This window comes from Stenotrophomonas genospecies 5, assembly GCF_054473825.1.
The window spans coordinates 573,173-589,985 of sequence record NZ_JBTMUW010000001.1 but is presented as its reverse complement, the minus strand read 5'-3'; the positions used below and the strand labels follow the sequence as shown (position 1 = coordinate 589,985).

The window sequence follows — 16,813 nt, the reverse complement described above, 5'->3', positions numbered from 1 at the left end:
ACCGTTCAACGCTTGCGTTGAAAATTCAGGACGTCATCCGGTCCCAGAAGCCCTTCACGCCGTCCATGAAGGTGGCGGACTTCGGCGAGTGCTTGCGCGCTTCCTCACCGACGAAGGTGGCCTCGAACTGCTCCAGCAGCCTGCGCTGGTCGTTGGTCAGGTTGACCGGCGTCTCGACCACCACGCGGCAATACAGATCGCCCTCGCTGCGGCTGCGCACCGAACGCACGCCCTTGCCGCGCAGGCGGAACAGTTTCCCGGTCTGGGTCTCTGCCGGAATGCGGATCTCCGCTTCGCCACCCAGCGTCGCCACGCGCACGGTATCGCCGAGCGCCGCCTGCGAGATGCGGATCGGCACTTCACAATGCAGATCGTCGCCATCGCGCTGGAAGATGGGGTGCTCGCGCACGCGCACTTCCACGTACAGGTCGCCCGGCGGCGTGCCGGCCGGCCCCGCTTCGCCCTCGCCAGCCAGGCGGATGCGATCGCCGGTGTCGACGCCCGCCGGCACCTTCACCGACAGCACCTTGTCTTCCTCGACACGGCCATTGCCGTGGCAGGTCTTGCAGGGCTTGGCGATGATCTGGCCGCGGCCGCCGCAGTTGTGGCAGGCCTGCTGCATGGCGAAGATACCGCGCTGGATGCGCACCTGGCCGCGGCCGTGGCAGACGTTGCAGGTCTCCACCTTGCCATCTTCCGAGCCGCTGCCATCGCAATCGCCGCATTCGGCCAGGGTCGGGATCTCGATGCGGCGCTCGACGCCACGCACCGCTTCTTCCAGGTCCAGCTCCATCACGTAACCGATGTCGGCACCGCGGCGTGCCTGGCGCGGACCGCCGCCGGCACCACCGAAGATGTTGCCGAAGATGTCGCCGAAGATATCGTTCATGTCCGGACCACCCGGACCGCCCCCGCCCATGCCGTGCTCGAACGCGGCATGGCCGTGGCTGTCATACATCCGGCGCTTGTTGCCGTCGGACAGGACCTCGTAGGCTTCCTTGCACTCCTTGAAGGAGGCTTCGGCAGCCGCATCACCCGGATTTCGGTCCGGATGGAACTTCATCGCGCAGCGGCGGTAAGCCTTCTTCAGCTCTTCTTCGTTGGCGGTGCGGGCCACGCCCAGCACTTCGTAGTAATCGCGCTTGCTCATATCGTGAATCGGCTTCCGGAATGTCGGGATTCGTCAAAGCGGAAGAGCGGAACCAGGTCCGCTCTTGCGTCGGGCGCCCCGACGCGCCGGAGGCGGTCAGGACCCTGATGCGACAACGGGACGCTGCCAGGCAGCGTCCCGCGTCGGTCCGGATCAGGACTTCTTGTCGTCCTTGACTTCGGTGAACTCGGCGTCCACCACGTCGTCGTTGCCCTTGCCCGCATTGCCGGCATCGGCGCCCGGGGCACCGCCCTGCTCTGCCGACGCTGCGGCGAACAGCGACTGGCCGGCTTCCTCCAGCACCTTCGACTTGGCTTCGATCTGTGCCTTGTCGTCGCCCTTCATCGCGGTTTCAAGATCGGCCAGAGCCGCTTCAACCTTGCCGATGACATCGCCGCCGACCTTGCTGCCGTGCTCGGTGATGGCGCTGCGGGTGCCGTGGATCAGGGCATCGGCCTGGTTGCGGGCCTGCACCAGCTCCTGGAACTTCTTGTCTTCTTCGCGGTTGGCTTCCGCGTCGGCGACCATGCGCGCGATCTCTTCCTCGGACAGGCCCGAGCCGGCCTTGATCTCGACCTTCTGTTCCTTGTTGGTCTTCTTGTCCTTGGCCGACACATGCAGGATGCCGTTGGCGTCGATGTCGAAGGACACTTCCACCTGCGGCAGGCCACGCGGCGCCGGCTCGATGCCGGACAGGTCGAACTTGGCCAGCGACTTGTTGAAGCGGGCCTGTTCGCGCTCACCCTGCAGCACGTGCACGGTCACAGCCGACTGGTTGTCCTCGGCGGTGGAGAACACCTGCGAGGCCTTGGTCGGGATGGTGGTGTTCTTCTCGATGATCTTGGTGAACACGCCGCCCATGGTTTCGATGCCCAGCGACAGCGGGGTCACGTCCAGCAGCAGCACGTCCTTGACGTCGCCGCCCAGCACGCCACCCTGGATCGCCGCACCCAGTGCCACGGCTTCGTCCGGGTTGACGTCCTTGCGCGGCTCCTTGCCGAAGAACTCGGTCACCGCCTGCTGCACCTTCGGCATGCGGGTCTGGCCGCCGACCAGGATCACTTCGCTGATGTCGCTCGAACGCAGGCCGGCATCGTTCAGGGCGACGCGGCACGGCTCGATCGACTTCTTGATCAGGTCTTCCACCAGCGCTTCCAGCTTGGCGCGGGTCAGCTTGATGTTCAGGTGCTTCGGACCCGACGCGTCAGCGGTGACGTACGGCAGGTTCACTTCGGTCTGCTGGGCGCTGGACAGCTCGATCTTGGCACGCTCGGCAGCGTCCTTCAGGCGCTGCAGGGCCAGCGGATCCTTGCGCAGGTCGATGCCCTGGTCCTTGTTGAACTCTTCCACCAGGTACTCGATGACGCGGTTGTCGAAGTCTTCGCCGCCCAGGAAGGTGTCGCCGTTGGTGGCCAGCACTTCGAACTGCTTCTCGCCGTCGACGTTGGCGATCTCGATCACCGAGACGTCGAAGGTACCGCCGCCCAGGTCGTACACAACGATCTTGCGATCCTTGTTGTCGCCCTTGTCCAGGCCATAGGCCAGCGCGGCCGCGGTCGGCTCGTTGATGATGCGCTTGACGTCCAGGCCCGCGATGCGGCCAGCATCCTTGGTGGCCTGGCGCTGGCTGTCGTTGAAGTAGGCCGGCACGGTGATGACCGCTTCGGTGACCTTCTCACCGAGGAAGTCCTCGGCGGTCTTCTTCATCTTCTCCAGTACCTTGGCCGAGATTTCCTGCGGCGCCATCTTCTTGGCGTCGCTGGTGGCCACCCACGCATCACCATTGTCATGGGCGAGGATGCTGTACGGGACGTGGGCGATGTCCTTCTGCACCTCGGCGTCGGTGAACTTGCGGCCGATCAGGCGCTTCACCGCGTAGAAGGTGTTCTTCGGGTTGGTCACCGCCTGGCGCTTGGCCGAGGCACCGACCAGGACTTCGCCGTCCTTGGTGTAGGCGACGATCGACGGGGTGGTGCGATCGCCTTCCGAATTCTCGATGACGCGGGCCTTGCCGCCGTCCATGATCGCCACGCACGAGTTGGTGGTGCCGAGGTCGATACCAATGATCTTGCCCATGGGGGAGACTCCTGAGAAATGCTGTGTGGATGTCAGTCCGGCCGCTCGGCCGGTGGATGAATGGGATGTGGGGGAGGCTCGTGGAACATTCAAGCCATCTCCCGAACGCTGTGTTCAGCCGTTCAAGGTTCGCCGGGCATGGCCCGGCGATGACGATCCGGGGGTAGCACCGGGCCATGCCCGGCGGCCGCTCCCGGATCGACCGCTCAGTCGGCGGCCACCACCACCAGCGCCGGCCGCAGCAGGCGCTCGTTGAGCAGATAGCCCTTCTGGAACACGGTCACCACGCTGCCCGGGGCGGCGTCCGGGGCCGGCACCTGGCTGATCGCCTGGTGGTGCTCCGGGTTGAACGGCTGGCCGGTCGGGTCAATCAGGACCAGGCCGTTGTCGGCGGCGACCTTCAGCAGCTGCTTGTAGGTCAGCTCCAGGCCCTCGCGCAGCGGGTGCGGGTCGTCGCCGGCGGCCTTCAGGCCGGCATCCAGGCTGTCGAACACGGGCAGCAGTTCGCCCAGCAGCTTCTCGTTGGCGAACTTGCGGGCCTGCTCGATGTCGCGGGCCACGCGCTTGCGCTGGTTCTCCAGGTCGGCGCGCTCACGCAGCGCATCGGCCCTGACCTGCTCGACTTCCGCGCGCAGGCGCTCCACTTCGTCATTGACGCCTGCTGCGGCGGCCGCGTCGGCGGCGCTCTGCTGGGATTCGAAATCTGGATGTTCGTGGTTCATGTCTGGGTCCCTGGCGGTCACTCCCCGCCTCCACCCACCCTAGTGTGGGCGGGATGCTGCGTTTCAAGCGTCCGCGGCACCGGATCCGCGCCCGGTCGGTGAAAAGGCCGCGCCCAGCACGTCGGCGGTGGCCTGTACCAGCGGGATCATGCGGTCGTAGGCCATCCGCTTCGGCCCGATCACCCCCAGCACGCCCAGCACCTGCCCATTGGCCGCATACGGGGCGGTCACCAGCGAAACGCCCTGCAGCGGCATCATCCCGGTCTCTTCGCCGATGAAGATGCGCACGCCCGGGGCCTGGATGGTCCGCTCCAGCAGCTGCAGGATCTCGCGCTTGCTGGAAAAGAGCTCGAACAGTTCACGCAGGCGCTCCAGGTCGGACAGGTCCTGGACCCCCATCAGGCGGGTCTGGCCCGCCACCAGCATGTCGTCGGCCGCGGGCTGCAGGGCCTGCTCGGCCAGTTCGATGCTGTGCGCCAGCAGCTGCTCCAGCTCGGAACGGGCATCGCGCAGTTCCAGCAGCAGGCGCGTCCGGATCTCCGCCAGCGGCAGCCCGGCGAAATGGGCGTTGAGGTAATTGGCGACCTGCTCCAGCTGGCCCGGGGCGAAGTCCTGGCGGGTTTCGATCACCCGGTTCTGGACCTCGTTGTCGGCGAACACCAGGATCGCCAGCACCCGGCGGCCGTCCAGCGCCACGAAATCGATCTGGCGGAAGGCGAACTGCTCGCGCCGCGGCGCGCTGACCACGCCGACGAAGTGGCTCATCGCCGACAGCAGCTCGGAGGCACTGCCGAGCAGGGCCTGGGTGCTGCCGCCACCGGCCAGTTCCTGGCGCAAGCGGGCCAGCTCGCCCTCGCCCGGCGGCTGCATCTGCAGCAGGCTGTCGACAAACACCCGGTAGCCATGCGCGGTCGGGATCCGCCCGGCGGAGGTATGCGGCGACGCCAGCAGGCCCAGGTCCTCCAGGTCGCCGAGGATGTTGCGGATGGTGGCCGGGCTGACTTCCAGCCCGGCCACGCGCGCCAGCGTCTGCGAGCCCACGGGCTCACCATCCTGGATGTGGCGCGCGATCAGCGTGCGCAGCAGATGGCGCGCGCGCGGGGCGAGTTGGTCGGCGGAACCGTGCATGGAATCAACCTGTGAGACACGGAGACTAGATAATGGCGCCGGATCACCTTGGCAAGCCATTGGACCGCCCGCGTGCGCGTGCTAGCGTTGCGCGGCTCAGATACCCCCAGACCCATGCTCAGACACCTATCGATCAAGGATTTCGCCGTCGTCCGCGCTACCGAACTTGAATTCGGGCCTGGCATGACCGTGGTTTCAGGCGAGACCGGCGCCGGCAAGTCGCTGATGGTCGACGCGCTGGGCTTCCTGTCCGGCCTGCGCGCCGACAGCGGCGTGGTCCGCCACGGTGCCGCCCGTGCCGAGCTGTCGGCCGAGTTCGCGCTGGAGCATCTGCAGGCCGCACGCCAGTGGCTGGCCGACAACGAGCTGGACGATGAGGACCAGTGCCAGCTGCGCCGCGTGATCCGCGCCGACGGCGGTTCGCGGGCCTGGATCAACGGCCGCCCGGTCACCCTCGCCCAGCTGGGCGAACTGGCCGCGCTGCTGGTGGAAATCCACGGCCAGCATGAACAGCAGGCCCTGCTGGCGCGTCCTTCCCAGCTGGCCCTGCTCGATGCCTATGCCGGCAACGAGGAAGAGCGCCGTCAGGTCCGCCGCGCCGCAGCCGCCTGGCAGGCACTGGTCGATGAATCCCTGGCGCTGTCGCAACAGGGCGACGTCAGTGACCGTATCGGTTTCCTCGAGCATCAGCTGCGCGAACTGGACCGTGAGGATCTGGAGCCCGAATCGATCCTCGCGCTGGGCGCCAGCCATCGGCGCCAGGCCCATGCCAGCGCGCTGCTGACCGCCTGCCAGGCCGCCAGCAACCAGCTCAACGGCGACGAGGGCAGCTCGGCACTGGATCAGCTGCAGCAGGTGCGGCACGAACTGGCCCGGCTGATCGAACACGACCCGCGCCTGGGCGAGGTGGACAGCCTGATCGAAAACGCGTCGATCCAGCTGCACGAAGCCCTGTCCCTGCTCGACCGCGTGCACGACGACCTGGATGCCGACCCCGAGCAGTTCGAGGAGAACGAGCGCCGTCTCGGCCGCCTGCACGACCTTGCGCGCAAGCATCGCGTGCCGATGGACGAACTGGGCGCGCAGCGCGAGCGCATGCATGCCGAAGTGGAGCAGCTGCGCGGCGCCGACGAACGGCTGCAGCGCCTGGCCGGCGAGATCGACAAGGCCGCGGCCGCTTGGCGGGTGCAGGCCGAAGCACTGACCGCAAGCCGGCGCAGTGCGGCGGCCGCGCTGTCGACCACCACCACCGGCATCATCGCCGAGCTGGGCATGGGCGGTGGCCAGTTCCTGATCGAGCTGGAACCCCAGGACGGCGGCAAGCCCGACCCGCAGGGCGCCGAACGCGTGGAGTTCCTGGTCGCGGCCAATGCCGGTCAACCACCACGCGCCCTGCGCAAGGTGGCCTCGGGTGGCGAACTGTCGCGCATCTCGCTGGCAATCGAAGTGGCCGCGCTCGACCTGGACGCCGTGCCGACCATGGTGTTCGACGAAGTCGACTCGGGCATCGGTGGCGCGGTGGCCGACATCGTCGGCCAGAAACTGCGCGCCCTTGGCGAGAAGCGCCAGGTGCTGTGCGTGACCCACCTGCCGCAGGTCGCGTCCAAGGGCCATGCCCACTACCGGGTCAGCAAGGCACCGGTGGAAGGCATGACCCAGAGTGCGGTGGAGAAGCTGGACCTCAAGGCACGCGAGGAAGAACTGGCACGCATGCTCGGTGGCGTCGAAGTGAGCAAGGAAGCGCGCGCGGCCGCCCGCAAGCTGCTGCAGGTCTGACGCCGGCGGCGTCGAGCGACGCCCGGTCCGTCCCACCGCAGGTTCACCCCAGCGGCCGCGCCAGATCCACCGTTTCCACCAGGAAATCCAGGAACGCACGCACCCGCAGCGGCAGATAGCCACCCTGCCCCAGGAATACCGCGTGCACCTCTTCCAGATCGCCGGGATTGGCCTCTTCCAGCACCGGCAGCAGCCGCCCGGCCGCTATGTCGTCCCTGACCTGGAACGCGGCCAGCCGGGCCAGCCCGAGCCCTCCCAGCACCAGCTGCCGCAGGGCATCGCCGTTGCTGGCGCGCGCATTGCCGCTGGTGGGCACGCGCAGCACCTGGCCGCCCTGCAGCAGCGGCCACCCCTGCATCGCCCGCGCATGGCCGATGTCCAGCCGGTTGTGCGTCTGCAGGTCGTCGACGTTGCCAGGCAGACCGTGTCGCTGCGCATAGCCGGGTGAGGCCACGATCATCATCCGCGTCGCCCCCAACCGTCGTGCCACCAGGCTGGAACTCTTCAGCGGACCGGCCCGCACGGCCACATCGGTGCGCTGCTCGAGCAGATCGATCACTTCATCGGTCAGGGTCAGGTCCACCCCCACCTGCGGGTGCTGCTGCAGGAACATGGGCAGCAATGGCAGCAGGAAATGCTGGCCGAAGGGCACGTTGGCATTCACCCGCAGCCGCCCGCGCGGTTCGGCATGCGCGCTCGCACAGCGCTCGGCCTCTTCCAGGTCAGCAAGCACGCGCAGCCCGCGCTCGTAGAAGGCGCAGCCCTCCGGGGTCAGCTGCAGCTGGCGGGTGGATCGCTGCAGCAGGCGCGTGCCCAGCCGCTGCTCCAGCCGCGCCACCAGCTTGCTGACCGCCGAGGGCGTCATGTCCAGGCTGCGGGCCGCCGCGGAGAATCCGCCGGTTTCGATCACCCTCACGAACACTTCCAGCTCGCCGGAGCGATTGATGTCGGGTCGCGCCATGGTGATGAATCCAGTTCACAGATAATTATCCAGGCGCAGTCTAGTTCACAGAAAGCGGCAGGGACACCATGGCCCCTCCTTCCGACGGACCCTTCCGATGAACCGCCTGAGCACGTTGACCACCGCTGCCCTGCTCACCCTGTCCGCAGCAGCCAGCGCCACGGCCGCCCCTCCCCGGCACTGGGTGGCCAGCTGGCAAGCCAGTCCACAACCGGTTTGGCAGGCAGACTTCCTGTTTCCGACGCTGATCCCCGCAGAGCTGGCCGACCAGACCTTCCGCCAGACCGTCCGCATCAGCCTGGGCGGCTCGCGCCTGCGTGTCCGCTTGAGCAACGCCTACGGGACACAGCCACTGCGGGTGGGCCGGGCCACCCTGGCGGCACATCCGGGCGAGGTGCCGCAGGCGCTGACCTTCGATGGCCAGCCCGGCGTGCTGATCGCGCCTGGCCAGGACCGGCTCAGCGACGCGCTGCCACTGCCCACGCGCAACCCGCAGTCGCTGCAGGTCAGCATCCATCTGCCACAGCCCACGCCGCTGCGGACGTTCCACTGGGAGGGCCGGCAGACCAGTTGGATCGCGCCGGGTGACCAGAGCCTGGCTGCGGACCTGGACGGGGCCCGCAGTACCACGGCCCGCCTGCTGCTGTCCGGCATCGACGTCGAAACCGCAGCCCGCGCGCGCAGCGTGGTGGTGATCGGCGACTCGATCACCGATGGCGCAACGGCCAGCCTCGACCAGGACCAGCGCTGGACCGACCATCTCGCCGCACGGCTGGCACCGCAGGGAATCGCAGTGGTCAACGCCGGCATCTCCGGCGGACGCCTGCTGCGCGACGGCATGGGGGAATCCGCCCTGGCCCGCTTCCCGCGCGATGTCCTCGACCAGCCCGGTGTCGCCAGTGTGATCGTGCTGATCGGCATCAACGACATCAGCTGGCCGGGCACAGCGTTCGCGCGCGGCCAGGACCGGCCCGGGCTCGCCGAACTGCAGGCCGGCTATCGCAGCCTGGCCGGACAGGCCCATCGCCATGGACTGCGCATTGTCGGCGCAACCCTGCCGCCGTTCGCCGGTGCCCTGCCCGGCACCCCGCTGGACGACTACTACCAGCCGGACAAGGACGCACTGCGCCAGCAGCTCAATGCCTGGCTGCGGCAGGACAGCCCATTCGATGCGGTGATCGACCTGGATGCAGTGCTGCGCGACCCCGCCGATCCCTCACGGATGGCCGCCGCCTACGATTCAGACGACCATCTGCATCCGGGCGATGCCGGCAACCGGGCCATGGCCGAGGCCGTGGATCTGCGGATGCTGATGCCGCCATCGCACCCGGCGGTCACTCCGCCGCGCTGACGAAAAACCCCGGGGCCAGCCCGGGGTCTCGTCGCAACCGGCACGCAGGGGGGGCCTATCTGCGCTTCTTGCGCACGTACAGCACCAGCGAGTGTTCTTCCAGCTCATAGCCGTGATCGGCCGCGATCTTGCGCTGCAGTTCCTCGATCTCGGTACTTTCGAACTCGATGATCTTGCCGCTGTCCACATCGACCATGTGATCGTGATGGCCGCCGCGGTCCAGTTCATAGACGGCCTGGCCGCCTTCGAAATTGTGCTTGAGCACGAGGCCGGCAGCCTCGAACTGGGTCAGTACCCGGTACACCGTGGCCAGGCCGATCTCGTCACCATGCTCCAGCAGCTGGCGGTAGATGTCTTCGGCGGTCATGTGGTGCTGGGCAGTGCGCTGCTCGAGCAGCGCCAGGATCCGCATCCGTGGATGGGTTACCTTCAGGCCGACTTTACGCAGGTCGTGGGTTTCCATAGGTCTCCGTTCATTGGCGATTTAGCGCCAGCTGCCTCGGATTGGGTCGCGGTGGCACGCCGGGAGTGTATCATCGGTTCGATTTCCCCAACCGCCAGTCCCGATGCGCAATCTCCTGTTGGTCGCCGCCGTCGCCCTGTCCACCACCGGGTGCGGCATCATCTACAAGCAACCCATCTATCAGGGCAACCTGATCCGGGAAGATGCCGTGGCCAAGCTGCAGGTCGGGCAAAGCAAGCAGCAGGTGAACGCGCTGCTGGGCACGCCCTCCGTGCCGGACCCGTTCCATGCCCAGCGCTGGGACTACACCTCCAGCCAGCGGGTCGACCGTCTCGGCCGCACGGAAGTGAAGAACTTCACCGTGTATTTCGAGAACGACGCCGTGACGCGCTGGGAGGGTGACTATTTCCCGGCCAACGACAAGGCGCTGGCCCAGCAGACCGTCCGCCAGTTCGGCCGCAACCTGCCGAAGGACAAGAAGAAGAAGGGCCGCTGAGGCCGCCGGCCCGTTCCGACGGACGGGCCCTGGCCCTCAACCGCCGAGCGCGCGACGCCGGCGGTTGTCCTTGGGATCGGCCTGCAGTGGGCGCAGCAGTTCGACCCGGTCCCCATCCAGCAGTGCCTGCTGCGGGCGGGCCAGCACACCATGCACGGCGGCAGCCGGGCAGCCGGCACTGCCCTCAAGAGCGGCAGCGGCGATCGCATCGGCAACCGTGGCGCCCTCTTCCAGCTGCAACCGGCGTGACAGCACCCGCTGCGGCCAGGCAAGCACCACCTCGACCTCGATCATCGCTCAGTCCTCGTCGGCAACCCGGACGAAATCGTTGACCATGCGATCGGCCAGACCCTGGAAGCCGATCGCCAGCGCCGGGCCCAGCAGCCGTGAGCTGGGTTCGAATTCCAGGGTCAGCGTCACCTTGCAGGCGTCTTCGGCCAGCGCGTGGAATTCCCAACGGCCATGAAGCTGCTTGAAGGGACCGTCGCGCAGCTGCATGTCGATGCTGTGCGGGCGCTGCAGGGTGTTCTCGGTCTGGAACCAGGTACTGAACGAACCCAGGCCCAGGTCCAGACGCGCCACCAGCCGGTCCTCGCCCTGCTCCAGGATGCGGGCATCGGAGCACCAGCGGAAGCGGCGCGGATAAGCCTGGACGTCGTTGACCAGGTCGAACATGCGCGCGGCCGAATGTTCGACCAGGGCGCTGCGGCGGATAGTAGGCATGTATACGGGACGTTTCGGCAATCGACCGGGCGGGCCCGAATCGGAGACAATACGGAAATGAGCAAGAACAGCGGCAAGGATAAAGCAAAGAGCGCGACGGCCAACAAAACCATCGCGCTGAACAAGCGTGCCCGCCACGAGTACCACATCGAAGAGCGCTTCGAGGCCGGGCTCGCCCTGCAGGGCTGGGAGGTCAAGTCGATCCGGGCGGGGCGCGGCAACATCATCGACGCCTACGCTTACGTGAAGCGTGGCGAGATCTACCTGATCGGCGCACAGATCACTCCGTTGATCCAGGCCTCCACCCACGTGGTGGCCGAGGATCGGCGCGAGCGCAAGCTGCTGCTGCACCGGAACGAGATCGACAAGCTGATCGGCAAGGTCGAGCGTGATGGCTATACGATCGTGCCGACCGCGATGTACTGGAGCAAGAACAAGATCAAGCTGGAGATCGCGCTGGCCAAGGGCAAGCAGAACCACGACAAGCGCGATGCGGCCAAGGATCGCGACTGGGCGATCGAGAAGCAGCGGGTGATGCGGCGCGGCAACCGCGACGCCTGAGGCAGGCCCCGCCGCCTTGTGGCGCCGGGCGATGCCCGGCGGCCCGGGCCATCAACCCGCCAGCGTGCCCTGCCCGCGCGCGCGCGGCGCCAGGGCCGCGTGCATCACGGCCAGGTGCATCACCACCGCCAGTTCCGGCGCGTGGCGATCATCGCCCGCCCGCCACTGCTGGGCGAGCTGGGCTGCATCGGCCGGCAGCAGGGCCAGCAGCTGCGTATCGTCGAGGGCATCGGCTGCACCCTGCAGCTGGCGCGCCAGCTGCCGCGACTGCCACACGTGAACGCCGATGCTGAGGCTGGCCAATGTCATCAAGGTCAGCGCCAGGCCGTGCTCGAACCACTGCGCCAGCACGTCCGGCCCCCACAGCAACGCCGCCAGTACCGCCAGCGCCGGCAGCCGCCAGCCCAGCCAATGGGTGCGCCCACGCTGCGGCCAATGCACCACCACTGCGCTGGCGACCAGCGCCACCGCTGCGGTGGCCGGCAGTTCGGTCAGCCAGGTCGCCGCCAGCAGCACCGCCAGCAGCGCCCAGACCCAACCGGGAGGCAACGCCCGTCGCTGATAGTCCGCCCCGACCGGGCCCACCAGCTGGCGCAGGCTGCGCTGTTGCATCGCGTCGGTCACCCACAGTCTCCCGTTTCTGTCCTGCCCTGGATGGTCACGACCAGTGTGTCGCAAATCCGTGCCGGAGACGTTAGCAATCCGCTATGACACAGGCAGTACAACATGTTGCGGATTGACCGGCCGCGCGAGGTGACTGTTCAGCTGTTTTGCCGTAGCATGACAACCGTTGGGCAGGCCCTGCCCGTGGTGACACGGAATCGGCCCTGTACCTTGCAGCACTGTAGAAACCGGGGGTGCATTGGTTTCGACGGGGGTTGTGAAGTCGCCTGGCGCATGCCGAGGGGGTAGCTTTCCTCGTAAATCCAGCTGCAAAACTCTAGTTGCCAACGACGACAACTACGCTCTGGCCGCTTAAGGCCTAAGCCTCGAAACCGCTTGTGTCCATGCTCGCGGTGTAGAGTCACTATCATGGAATCGCGCTGGACGGCTGCCTGTCAGTCCGGCACTAGAACACAACAGGCTGGTTCCCGGATGCGCTTTGCACGCCGTGCTGTTCGGGGACGAGATTCAACGGCGAGCTAAGCATGTAGTGCTGGGGATGGAGTGCCTTCGGACGGCGGTTCAATTCCGCCCACCTCCACCAACGAGCGGTCCTTCAAGGACCGGAGAAGCCCGGACATTCCCGCCAGAAGGGGATCTCCGGGCTTTTTTATTGCCTGCGGTATACACCGCTCGCCGCGCGTGTCGATCTCGACATCGGTAAATCAGTTCAGAAATTTCCTACCCCCGCACTGGGGGAGAACGGTCTGCGAAGCCGTTCGTTCAAGGTCGCCATCAGAAAGGAGACCGCGCGGACATACCCCCTTCATCTCGAGTCGAGCCCCCAGGGCACGACCGGCTCATCGCACCTTTCACAAAGGAACTGTATTCATGCGTACGTCGCTTCGGGTTTCCCTTGCCAGTGCCGTCACCCTGGTCCTGGCCAGTGCCCCTGCCTTCGCCCAATCCACCGAACGGGTGTGGACACGGGGCATGGACAACAACCAGCAGTACAGCAGTTTCATCGTCAAGTACCGCGATGGCAGCCGCAAACGCGTCTCTGCCGACACCGCCCAGGATGCGCTGAAACAGCGCCTGGGCGTGCAGCAGCGCAGCAAGCGCTCGGTGGGTGCGGCGCAGGCTGCGGCGGTGGCGCATCAGCGCCGCATGGGTGGCGGCGCCGATGTGATCAGGACAGACAAGGCACTGGATCGTCCGGAGGCCGAGATCCTGATGCAGCGCATCGCCGACGACCCGGACGTCGAATACGTGCAGCCGAACTTCATGATGAGTGCGTTCGCCACGCCCAACGATCCGCGTTACGCCGAACAGTGGCACTACAGCAATCCCGTCAGTGGCGCACGCGTGCCGGCGGCATGGGATCGCTCCACCGGCCAAGGGGTCGTGGTGGCGGTGATCGATTCGGGCTATCTCGACAACAACGACCTGCAGCCGAACCTGCTGCCAGGCTACGACATGATTTCCTCCACCCGGCCGTTCAGCAATCTGCAGTGCATCCTGGGCGGGCTGAATCCCGGTTGTGGCGGTTCCGACGATGGGGATGGCCGCGATGCGGATGCCTTCGATGCCTCGGGCATCGCGCACGGCACCCACGTTGCGGGAACCGTCGCGGCGGTAACCAACAACCAGATCGGCGTGGCAGGCGTGGCCTACAACGCGAAGGTCGTACCGGTACGCGTGCTGGGCAACCAGGGCAATGGCGGCTCGGATGACATCATCGACGGCATGCTCTGGAGCGCTGGCATCGCCGTGCCGGGTGTTCCCGCCAATGCCAACCCGGCCGAGGTCATCAATCTCAGCCTGGGCGGCCGTCGGCCCTGCTCGCCGGCCGAGCAGGATGCGATCGACGACATCACGGCCACCGGCACCCTCGTGGTGGTCGCGGCGGGCAACAGCAACCTCGATGTGTCCGAGTTCGCACCGGCGAACTGCAACGGCGTGATCGCGGTAGCCGCGAACGACCAGGGCGGGCGCCGCGCGTTCTACTCCAACTACGGTGCAGGCATCCATATCACCGCGCCCGGTGGCGAGACGTGGTCGTGCCGCGCCTCGGTGGGCGAGTTCCTGCCCCTGGCCACACCGCCGAACTCGACCAACTGCGCACCGACCCGCCAGCATCCGGCGCAGGGCGTTCTGTCCACGGTGGGCAACAATGCCTTTGACTTCATGTCCGGCACCTCGATGGCGGCACCGCACGTGGCCGGCGTCGTCGCGCTGATGCAGGCGGTGGCACCGGTGCCGAAGACCACCAGCCAGGTCAAGGACATCCTGCGCCGCACCGCCCATCCGATCGCGGCGGCCAACTGCCCGGGGGGGTGCGGTCCGGGCATCATCGACGCCGCAGAAGCTGTCAGGGAGGCCAGCAACTGAGGCCCGGGCGCAGCGGCCCGCCACAGCCGCTGCGCCATGCGTTGCCCGCCGGTCAGATCCACAGGCCACCTTCTCCCACACTCCCGGCACGAAACCCATGAACTGGTTCGACGGTATGGCCATCGGCTTCCTGCTCGGTGTCCTGGCATGTACTGCTGCGGTGGTCCTGGCAATCCGCAACAGCGATCTGGACGATTGACGACCGGCCGCTGAAGGAACCGGCGCACGCCGCTTCCGCCTTGACATACCTCCCGCTAGAGTGGCGCGACCGCGCAGGAGGATCGTATGGCAACCACGGGAATGGGCATCGTCGGCCGCACGGCTCTCGTCTTCACCCTGCTGCTGGCGCTGAGCGGCTGCGCCACCCTGCGCCAGTTCGGGCCCTCGGTGCAGGTCGCCTCGGTTACCCCCGGCCAGTACATCGCGCTCAAGCGCGGTGACATCCTCACCACCGGCAAGCTCAGCTCGGCCACCCTGGAAACCCTGCGCGTGGCCGGGCTGGACGAGGGTGTCTGCGCCAGGCCCGGTCCGCCCTGCATCGATGCAATGGAGGCCAGCATCGTCGTGCGCGAGGAAGACAAGCGCTCGGCCCTGGCCGAACTCTGGCTGCAGTACGCATTGACCCTGCCCGCCCCCAAGCGCGAGTACTCCGCGGAAGGCCGCGCCAAGGCCGTGGTCACCGAACTGGACGCCGGGTTCCAGCCGCGTCTGGATGCGTGGATGCAGGTTGCAAGGCAGGCCTACGCCTATCTGTTCTTCACCGAGCGCACCGCCAACCAGCGGGGTTTCGAGGATCGCCAGACGCAGGTGCGGGACTACTACAACCTGGCCGTGCAGGAAGCCTCCGTGCAGCTGTTCGAGGCCTACGCTACCGGCCGGGTGCACAGCGACACCAGCCGCTTCCAGCTGGGTCGATGGACCTTTGTGCTGGCGCCATCGGACGACGGCTCGCCATTGGACGAGCGTACGCCGAGGGAGCTGGTTCCCGCCGCAGCGCTCTCGTTCACCGGCACCCTGCGCAGCGTGCATCGCCGGGATGGCTTCGGCGCCGAGCTGGTGGCGGTGATGGATGATCCCGGCAGCGACGTGGACACGCCTGCTGCCGAGGCCAGCGCCGCTGCGCCGGTACAGCGCAGCTGGAGCGAAATGCCTTCACCCTCGATGTCAGTGCTGCTGCGGTTCTCCGGCGACAACCTGTGGGAAGTGCTGCACGACGACGAGCCGGAGGTGGAGATCCACGATCCCTACCAGGTTTCGGAAGTCACCCTGCATGGCCAGCAGGTGCCACTGGCGGCGAACTTCACGGCAGGCTACGCGCTGTGGCTCGCACGCTCCAACTTCAGCCGGCAATCGCTGCGCTCGCTGTTCGGCAGCAAGGGCGGCATCGATACCCCGCATCTGTACATGATGCAGCCCTACGACCCGAAGCGCCGCGTGCTGTTGATGATCCACGGCCTGGCAAGCAGCCCGGAGGCATGGGTCAACGTCGCCAACGAGCTGATGCGCGACGATGAGATCCGCCGGGACTTCCAGGTGTGGCAGTTCTACTACCCGACCAATATGCCCATCGCGATGAGCCACGATGCGATCCGCCACATGCTGGCCGACGTGCTGCAGCACTTCGATCCCACTGGAAAGGCGGCGGCCTCGCATGACATGGTGCTGGTCGGGCACAGCATGGGCGGAGTGATCTCGCGGCTGATGGTGTCTTCGTCCGGCGACCATCTGGTCGAGACCCTGCTGGCAACCGCGCAGATGACGCCGGCACAGCGCGAGCTGCTGCGCACCCGCGGCGCGCCGGTGCTCACGTTCAAGCCGGAACCGGAGATCTCACGGGTGGTATTCATTGCCACGCCGCATCGCGGCACCGACGTCGCCGGTACCCGCCTCGGGCGCTGGATCGGCCGTCTGGTACGGCTGCCACTGACCGTGCTGGAGGACGTGGCGACGATCGCCAACGACGGCCACGTCGACCGCGACGACGGCAAGCACGGCTACCAGATGAACAGCATCCAGAATCTCGACAAGGATGACCCCTTCGTCAAGGCCGTCGCCGATCTGCCGATGTCTCCGAGCGTGCGCTACCACTCCATCATCGCGCGCGCCAAGGCCGATGGACCGCTGGAGCAGACCAGCGACGGACTGGTGCCGTACTGGAGTTCGCATCTGCCGGGCGCCGAATCGGAGAAGGTGATCGTGTCCGGTCACAGCGTGCAGGAAGCCACGCCCGCCATCGTCGAGCTCAGGCGCATCCTGCATGAAGACATGCAGGCACACGACCGGCGCGATGAATAGCGCAGGCTGATCGCCGTTTCGCCACCGGCGGAGACGGCGGGTCAGCCGTTGCGGGAAATCCCTCATCGCACGTACGCACAGTGCCTCCTATGCTGGCCGCACCTCCCCGACAGCAGG

At 67.0% G+C, this 16,813-nt stretch carries 15 protein-coding genes and 1 other RNA gene; 7 read left to right on the top strand and 9 right to left on the bottom strand.

What is annotated here, in order from left to right:
- Nucleotides 1-25 precede the first annotated feature (25 nt).
- The 4 genes from dnaJ to hrcA form a co-directional block, all read right to left on the bottom strand.
- Nucleotides 26-1,150 carry a molecular chaperone DnaJ gene (gene dnaJ / locus ACX9OW_RS02905; RefSeq protein ID WP_053519713.1) on the bottom strand — a complete coding sequence of 375 codons (1,125 nt, stop codon included), beginning with the start codon at nucleotides 1,148-1,150 and terminating at the stop codon, nucleotides 26-28.
- A 153-nt stretch (nucleotides 1,151-1,303) separates the two neighbouring features.
- Complete coding sequence (gene dnaK, locus ACX9OW_RS02900; RefSeq protein ID WP_053519712.1) at nucleotides 1,304-3,226, bottom strand: molecular chaperone DnaK; 1,923 nt, start codon at nucleotides 3,224-3,226, stop codon at nucleotides 1,304-1,306.
- 206 nt (nucleotides 3,227-3,432) lie between these two features.
- The gene (gene grpE / locus ACX9OW_RS02895; protein ID WP_053519711.1) at nucleotides 3,433-3,948 is read right to left on the bottom strand and encodes a nucleotide exchange factor GrpE; all 516 of its coding nucleotides are present in this window, start codon (nucleotides 3,946-3,948) and stop codon (nucleotides 3,433-3,435) included.
- A gap of 63 nt (nucleotides 3,949-4,011) precedes the next feature.
- Complete coding sequence (hrcA, locus tag ACX9OW_RS02890) at nucleotides 4,012-5,076, bottom strand: heat-inducible transcriptional repressor HrcA (protein ID WP_459061896.1); 1,065 nt, start codon at nucleotides 5,074-5,076, stop codon at nucleotides 4,012-4,014.
- A gap of 114 nt (nucleotides 5,077-5,190) precedes the next feature.
- On the opposite strand from hrcA, the gene recN reads away from it, so the two are divergent.
- Nucleotides 5,191-6,852, top strand: coding sequence for a DNA repair protein RecN (recN, locus tag ACX9OW_RS02885; protein WP_053519709.1), 1,662 nt, complete (start codon nucleotides 5,191-5,193; stop codon nucleotides 6,850-6,852).
- Between the two features lie 43 nt (nucleotides 6,853-6,895).
- Here recN and ACX9OW_RS02880 read toward each other — a convergent pair whose 3' ends face one another.
- Entirely contained in the window at nucleotides 6,896-7,813 is a 918-nt protein-coding gene (locus ACX9OW_RS02880; protein WP_111185598.1) for a LysR family transcriptional regulator, read from the bottom strand.
- 97 nt (nucleotides 7,814-7,910) lie between these two features.
- Here ACX9OW_RS02880 and ACX9OW_RS02875 point away from each other — a divergent pair, with 97 nt between their 5' ends.
- Nucleotides 7,911-9,164, top strand: coding sequence for an SGNH/GDSL hydrolase family protein (locus ACX9OW_RS02875; RefSeq protein ID WP_459061895.1), 1,254 nt, complete (start codon nucleotides 7,911-7,913; stop codon nucleotides 9,162-9,164).
- 55 nt (nucleotides 9,165-9,219) lie between these two features.
- Here the strand turns inward: ACX9OW_RS02875 and fur are convergent, their stop codons facing one another.
- Nucleotides 9,220-9,627 (bottom strand): ferric iron uptake transcriptional regulator, encoded by a 408-nt coding sequence (gene fur / locus ACX9OW_RS02870; protein WP_053519706.1) that lies wholly within the window; start codon nucleotides 9,625-9,627, stop codon nucleotides 9,220-9,222.
- Nucleotides 9,628-9,730: 103 nt separating this feature from the next.
- Here fur and ACX9OW_RS02865 point away from each other — a divergent pair, with 103 nt between their 5' ends.
- A complete protein-coding gene (locus ACX9OW_RS02865) occupies nucleotides 9,731-10,123 on the top strand; it encodes an outer membrane protein assembly factor BamE (RefSeq protein ID WP_053519705.1) in 393 nt (130 codons plus the stop codon).
- Nucleotides 10,124-10,159: 36 nt separating this feature from the next.
- Here ACX9OW_RS02865 and ACX9OW_RS02860 read toward each other — a convergent pair whose 3' ends face one another.
- Both ACX9OW_RS02860 and ACX9OW_RS02855 read right to left on the bottom strand, forming a co-directional pair.
- Complete coding sequence (locus ACX9OW_RS02860; protein WP_053519704.1) at nucleotides 10,160-10,417, bottom strand: RnfH family protein; 258 nt, start codon at nucleotides 10,415-10,417, stop codon at nucleotides 10,160-10,162.
- A gap of 3 nt (nucleotides 10,418-10,420) precedes the next feature.
- The gene (locus ACX9OW_RS02855) at nucleotides 10,421-10,846 is read right to left on the bottom strand and encodes a type II toxin-antitoxin system RatA family toxin (protein ID WP_053519703.1); all 426 of its coding nucleotides are present in this window, start codon (nucleotides 10,844-10,846) and stop codon (nucleotides 10,421-10,423) included.
- 57 nt (nucleotides 10,847-10,903) lie between these two features.
- Here ACX9OW_RS02855 and smpB point away from each other — a divergent pair, with 57 nt between their 5' ends.
- The gene (gene smpB, locus ACX9OW_RS02850) at nucleotides 10,904-11,407 is read left to right on the top strand and encodes an SsrA-binding protein SmpB (RefSeq protein WP_019661238.1); all 504 of its coding nucleotides are present in this window, start codon (nucleotides 10,904-10,906) and stop codon (nucleotides 11,405-11,407) included.
- Between the two features lie 51 nt (nucleotides 11,408-11,458).
- Here the strand turns inward: smpB and ACX9OW_RS02845 are convergent, their stop codons facing one another.
- Complete coding sequence (locus ACX9OW_RS02845; RefSeq protein ID WP_322523308.1) at nucleotides 11,459-12,031, bottom strand: hypothetical protein; 573 nt, start codon at nucleotides 12,029-12,031, stop codon at nucleotides 11,459-11,461.
- A gap of 229 nt (nucleotides 12,032-12,260) precedes the next feature.
- On the opposite strand from ACX9OW_RS02845, the gene ssrA reads away from it, so the two are divergent.
- The 3 genes from ssrA (at nucleotide 12,261) to ACX9OW_RS02830 (ending at nucleotide 16,696) form a co-directional block, all read left to right on the top strand.
- Nucleotides 12,261-12,614, top strand: a transfer-messenger RNA (tmRNA) gene (gene ssrA / locus ACX9OW_RS02840).
- Nucleotides 12,615-12,901: 287 nt separating this feature from the next.
- Nucleotides 12,902-14,401, top strand: coding sequence for a S8 family serine peptidase (locus ACX9OW_RS02835; protein ID WP_459061894.1), 1,500 nt, complete (start codon nucleotides 12,902-12,904; stop codon nucleotides 14,399-14,401).
- Between the two features lie 285 nt (nucleotides 14,402-14,686).
- Nucleotides 14,687-16,696 (top strand): esterase/lipase family protein, encoded by a 2,010-nt coding sequence (locus tag ACX9OW_RS02830; protein WP_340044821.1) that lies wholly within the window; start codon nucleotides 14,687-14,689, stop codon nucleotides 16,694-16,696.
- Nucleotides 16,697-16,813: the final 117 nt, after the last annotated feature.

Excerpts from the sequence above, each read along its gene's own strand:
- dnaJ (WP_053519713.1), bottom strand. The coding sequence starts at position 1,150 with ATGAGCAAGCGCGATTACTACGAAGTGCTGGGCGTGGCCCGCACCGCC.
- dnaK (WP_053519712.1), bottom strand. The coding sequence starts at position 3,226 with ATGGGCAAGATCATTGGTATCGACCTCGGCACCACCAACTCGTGCGTG.
- grpE (WP_053519711.1), bottom strand. The coding sequence starts at position 3,948 with ATGAACCACGAACATCCAGATTTCGAATCCCAGCAGAGCGCCGCCGAC.
- hrcA (WP_459061896.1), bottom strand. The coding sequence starts at position 5,076 with ATGCACGGTTCCGCCGACCAACTCGCCCCGCGCGCGCGCCATCTGCTG.
- recN (WP_053519709.1), top strand. The coding sequence starts at position 5,191 with ATGCTCAGACACCTATCGATCAAGGATTTCGCCGTCGTCCGCGCTACC.
- ACX9OW_RS02880 (WP_111185598.1), bottom strand. The coding sequence starts at position 7,813 with ATGGCGCGACCCGACATCAATCGCTCCGGCGAGCTGGAAGTGTTCGTG.
- ACX9OW_RS02875 (WP_459061895.1), top strand. The coding sequence starts at position 7,911 with ATGAACCGCCTGAGCACGTTGACCACCGCTGCCCTGCTCACCCTGTCC.
- fur (WP_053519706.1), bottom strand. The coding sequence starts at position 9,627 with ATGGAAACCCACGACCTGCGTAAAGTCGGCCTGAAGGTAACCCATCCA.
- ACX9OW_RS02865 (WP_053519705.1), top strand. The coding sequence starts at position 9,731 with ATGCGCAATCTCCTGTTGGTCGCCGCCGTCGCCCTGTCCACCACCGGG.
- ACX9OW_RS02860 (WP_053519704.1), bottom strand. The coding sequence starts at position 10,417 with ATGATCGAGGTCGAGGTGGTGCTTGCCTGGCCGCAGCGGGTGCTGTCA.
- ACX9OW_RS02855 (WP_053519703.1), bottom strand. The coding sequence starts at position 10,846 with ATGCCTACTATCCGCCGCAGCGCCCTGGTCGAACATTCGGCCGCGCGC.
- smpB (WP_019661238.1), top strand. The coding sequence starts at position 10,904 with ATGAGCAAGAACAGCGGCAAGGATAAAGCAAAGAGCGCGACGGCCAAC.
- ACX9OW_RS02835 (WP_459061894.1), top strand. The coding sequence starts at position 12,902 with ATGCGTACGTCGCTTCGGGTTTCCCTTGCCAGTGCCGTCACCCTGGTC.
- ACX9OW_RS02830 (WP_340044821.1), top strand. The coding sequence starts at position 14,687 with ATGGCAACCACGGGAATGGGCATCGTCGGCCGCACGGCTCTCGTCTTC.